At 58.9% G+C, this 3,722-nt stretch carries 5 protein-coding genes; 4 read left to right on the forward strand and 1 reads right to left on the reverse strand.

Annotation, left to right across the window (positions count from 1 at the left end):
• The first annotated feature begins 35 nt into the window (after window positions 1–35).
• Both ACH2EH_RS16515 and ACH2EH_RS16520 read left to right on the forward strand, forming a co-directional pair.
• Window positions 36–830, forward strand: coding sequence for a prepilin-type N-terminal cleavage/methylation domain-containing protein (locus ACH2EH_RS16515; protein ID WP_395143263.1), 795 nt, complete (start codon window positions 36–38; stop codon window positions 828–830).
• Window positions 827–1,051, forward strand: coding sequence for a hypothetical protein (locus ACH2EH_RS16520; protein ID WP_395143265.1), 225 nt, complete (start codon window positions 827–829; stop codon window positions 1,049–1,051). The genes ACH2EH_RS16515 and ACH2EH_RS16520 overlap by 4 nt, the downstream gene beginning before the upstream one ends.
• Window positions 1,052–1,078: 27 nt before the next feature.
• Here ACH2EH_RS16520 and ACH2EH_RS16525 read toward each other — a convergent pair whose 3' ends face one another.
• Window positions 1,079–2,338 (reverse strand): MFS transporter, encoded by a 1,260-nt coding sequence (locus ACH2EH_RS16525; RefSeq protein ID WP_395143267.1) that lies wholly within the window; start codon window positions 2,336–2,338, stop codon window positions 1,079–1,081.
• Between the two features lie 37 nt (window positions 2,339–2,375).
• Between ACH2EH_RS16525 and ACH2EH_RS16530 the strand changes: the two genes are divergently transcribed.
• Both ACH2EH_RS16530 and ribB read left to right on the forward strand, forming a co-directional pair.
• Complete coding sequence (locus tag ACH2EH_RS16530; RefSeq protein ID WP_395143269.1) at window positions 2,376–3,053, forward strand: riboflavin synthase; 678 nt, start codon at window positions 2,376–2,378, stop codon at window positions 3,051–3,053.
• Window positions 3,047–3,722 (forward strand): 3,4-dihydroxy-2-butanone-4-phosphate synthase (gene ribB / locus ACH2EH_RS16535; protein WP_395143271.1); only part of this gene is annotated, 676 nt, incomplete at its 3' end. The genes ACH2EH_RS16530 and ribB, both read left to right, overlap by 7 nt.

A 3,722-nucleotide genomic window follows, 5' to 3' on the forward strand; every position in this document is an offset into this window, starting at 1 on the left:
GAACTAGCCCTCAACCTTGTTTTGGAGGAACGTTTATGCAACGACCGCATCGTCCACGAGGGTTTACCCTCATTGAACTCTTAGTAGTTATCGCGATTATCGCGATTCTGGCTGCCATTCTCTTCCCTGTTTTTGCTCGTGCGCGGGAGCAAGCTCGCAAGACAACCTGTCTGTCTAACCTGAAGCAGATCGGTACATCCATGATGATGTATGTTCAGGACTACGACGAAGTCTACCCCTGGCTCATGATGGATGGGCGTAACAACAACCGAACCACCGGTCTCAGTCAGAACATGATCAATGTTGCCTCGCCTGCGCTAAACGGGGTTCGCGGACTATTCCTAGAATACACCCTACAGCCCTATGTCAAGAACCTAGGGCTCTTTGGTTGCCCCACTTTGCGTCCCACGATTCCGGCGCTCGATGGCAGTGGCCTCCCGATGCATACGATGGGCTCGTATGCCTATTCGTACGGTGGAATCGGGGCAACTCCCTCTCCCGGCGGCGGAACCCCCTTGGAGCTCTTCCTGCGCCTGGTAGGCCCGTCGCTGGGAGCTCCCTACAACGATAACAACCCACAAAACCACTTCATTGCCGGACAGTCCATGGCAGTGGTGGGGCAGCCTGCCAAAACCATCATGGCGTTCTGCGACTCCTACGGAGCTCACGCCGCTGTCAAAGATGCCCAGGTGATTCCCGCATCGTTTGGTGGAACGGGTGAGAACGCCGTGGGAGCAACAGTGGGAGTCTTTGCGGACGGACACGCGCTCTTTAAGAACGGCAAGTTCCTGGACCTTGTGCGCCTCGTCATGGAGCCGCTGAACCAATGAAACAGTCGCTCCCGACAGGTGTTATTATTGGCGTGATCGCTCTTCTCGTGATCGGGCTGGGCCTGCTGATCTGGAAACAGACCCAGAGTACGGTCGAGCGTGATTCGGAGGGCAATCTTGTCACGGGCATTGACGTCAGCAAGATAAAAAGTCCCGCTGAGATCAAGGCGGACATGGACAAGATGGTTCGGGACGAGAAAGCGGCCAAAGGCACTCGCTAAAACTAAAACTTAGCCCGCCGAGGGATTTTAATCCCCGGCGGGTTTTGGTTCCTCGGGGCGAAGGCTCTCCAGCGAGCCAAGCCCGCGCAGGGAGGGCCATTTCGCTGCCACCCCACTCACCACCAGAACGGTTCCAATACCCCCCAGCACCACAGAGGCCACTGCTCCTAGCCAGCGGGCGACGTAGCCTGACTCTGCCGCGCCCAGCTCATTGGAGACTCCGATAAACACAGAATTCACCGCCGAGACGCGCCCCTGCATCTCTCTTGGCGTCTTTGCTTGCACCAGGGTATGACGCACCACCACGCTGATATTATCCGTCGCGCCGGTGAGAGCCAGAGCAAACAGGGAAAGATAGAAGTTCGTCGAGAGGCCAAAGACAACGGTCGCAATCCCGAAGCCCGCCACTGCCCATAACAGTGCGACACCTGCGCGCTTTAGCGGGGCACGGTAGGCAATGGTCAGCCCCACGATCAGCGCTCCCACCGCCGGAGCCGCACGGAGCCAGCCCAGCCCCGTCGGTCCCACATGCAGAATATCGCGAGCATAGACCGGCAACAGCGCCGTCGCGCCGCCAAAGAGCACCGCAAGCATATCCAGTGTCAGCGCCGCAAGAATCAGCGGCTGCCCGCGCACAAACGCCGCCCCCGCCGCGAGCCGGTGCACGATGCCTTCCGCCGCTCCACGGGTGATGAGCAGCGGCGTGGGCCGCAGAAAAATCACGCAGAACCAGAAAAGCCATAAAGAGAGCGCCGCAATGACGTAGCTCGGCCACGCGACATGAAACAGCGCCAGAAGTGCCCCCCCCACTGCCGGCCCCCCCAGCGAGGCAAGCTGCCAGCGCGATGTGTTCCAGGCAATAGCATTGGAAAGAGTTTCCTGAGAGACAAGCTGTGGCAAGAGCGCTGCACGCGCCGGGTTTGCCGCCGCATTAAAGAGCGACTCCACTAAGAGAAGTGCGTAGATGCTCCAAAGGGGGGCGCTCTTATAGGAAAGCCACGCGAGCCCCAGCATACATAGAAACACAAAAGGCAGTGTCCAGAGAAGAATCCGCCGCCTGTCTTTTCGGTCGGCTAGGTCGCCTGCAGGAAGCGCAAGCACCACGATAGGAATCGCCTGGAGTAGCCCTAGAAAGCCGAGTGCGCCGGGATCGTGGGTGCGCTCGTAGAGCTCCCAGCCCAGCGCGACGGAGAATATCTGCCCTCCAAACGCCGAGGCGAGCCCGCCCAGGGCAAAGAGACGGTAGTTTGCGGAGCGTAGGGCGGCGTAGGGATCACGGGGCATCATCACCCGAGTATACCGGTCAGCGCGGTACAATAAGGCCATGTTCACAGGAATCGTTGAGGCAGTTGGGAAAATCGTGGCGCTGGACTCCGGGCGTGACTCGGTGCGGCTAGGCGTGTCGGCGGCGCGCATTGCTGAAGACGTGTCTATCGGCGACTCGGTGGCGGTAAACGGGGTCTGTCTGACAGTGGTCGAGATCGCTGCTCCGCAGCTCACGTTTGAGGCGGTCTACGAGACATTGCGTCGGACGACACTCGGCCAGCGTCGTGTGGGTGATCCGGTAAACCTGGAGCGTGCCCTGCTGACAAATGGGCGATTCGGAGGGCATATTGTGCAGGGACATATTGATGGTACCGGGCGCATCGCCTCAATCCGCCCCGTCGGGGATTCCTGGTTCGTCTATATTGAGGCATCCCAGGACCTACTGCGCTATGTGGTGACGAAGGGGAGTGTCTGTATTGACGGAATCTCGCTCACAGTAATGGACGCCGACGACAAGGCCTTCTCCCTCTCGATCATCCCCCATACCTGGGAAAACACCACACTAAAAGACCGACACGCGGGCGATTCAGTCAATATCGAGACTGATATCATCGGTAAGTATGTCGAGAAACTTATGGGCGGCTGGGCACCCGGCGGCGGGCGTGGTGTCACCTTAGACTTACTCTCTCGGAGCGGCTATATCGAGTCCGAGCCGGAGGCATCACGCCGATGGTAGAGCCTGAGTTCCACTTTGATCGGATTGAGGATGCCATTGAGGATCTGCGCGCCGGTAAGCTAATCATTTTGGTAGACGATGAAGACCGTGAAAACGAGGGAGACTTCGTGATGGCGGCACAGTTTGTGACGCCCGAGATCATCACCCTCATGAACCGCCGTGCCAGTGGGATTATTACGGTCCCGATGAGGGCGGAGCGTTTAGAGGAGCTGAGTATCCCGCCGCAGGTGCAGGACAACACGGAGGCCATGCGCACCGCGTTTCATGTTGCTGTAGATGCCCGTGCCGGCACCACAAGCGGCTCTAGCGCTCAAGACCGGGTGCTGACGATTCAGAAGCTTGCCGATCCAACATCGGTTCCCGCTGATTTTAACCGCCTGGGCCATGTCAGCCCGCTCATGGCGCGCAATGGCGGGGTTCTTAAGCGACCTGGTCACACCGAGGCAACTGTAGACCTCATGCGTCTGGCGGGGCTTCAGCCCGTGGGGGTGATCTGCGAGATCATGGGCGATGATGGTGAGATGCTACGTCTACCAGGGCTGGCTCTGCTCGCCAAGGAGCTAGGGCTAAAGCTCTGCACGATTGCGGACTTGATCCGCTACCGCCGCCGCACCGAAAAACTCGTCAAGAAACTTGCTGTTGCACAGCTTCCCACTCGCTTTGGAACAT

Source organism: Armatimonas sp. (assembly GCF_043760365.1).
In the GTDB taxonomy this organism is placed as follows: domain Bacteria; phylum Armatimonadota; class Armatimonadia; order Armatimonadales; family Armatimonadaceae; genus Armatimonas.

Coding starts and splice junctions, on each gene's coding strand:
- ACH2EH_RS16515 (WP_395143263.1), top strand. CDS start 36: ATGCAACGACCGCATCGTCCACGAGGGTTTACCCTCATTGAACTCTTA.
- ACH2EH_RS16520 (WP_395143265.1), top strand. CDS start 827: ATGAAACAGTCGCTCCCGACAGGTGTTATTATTGGCGTGATCGCTCTT.
- ACH2EH_RS16525 (WP_395143267.1), bottom strand. CDS start 2,338: ATGATGCCCCGTGATCCCTACGCCGCCCTACGCTCCGCAAACTACCGT.
- ACH2EH_RS16530 (WP_395143269.1), top strand. CDS start 2,376: ATGTTCACAGGAATCGTTGAGGCAGTTGGGAAAATCGTGGCGCTGGAC.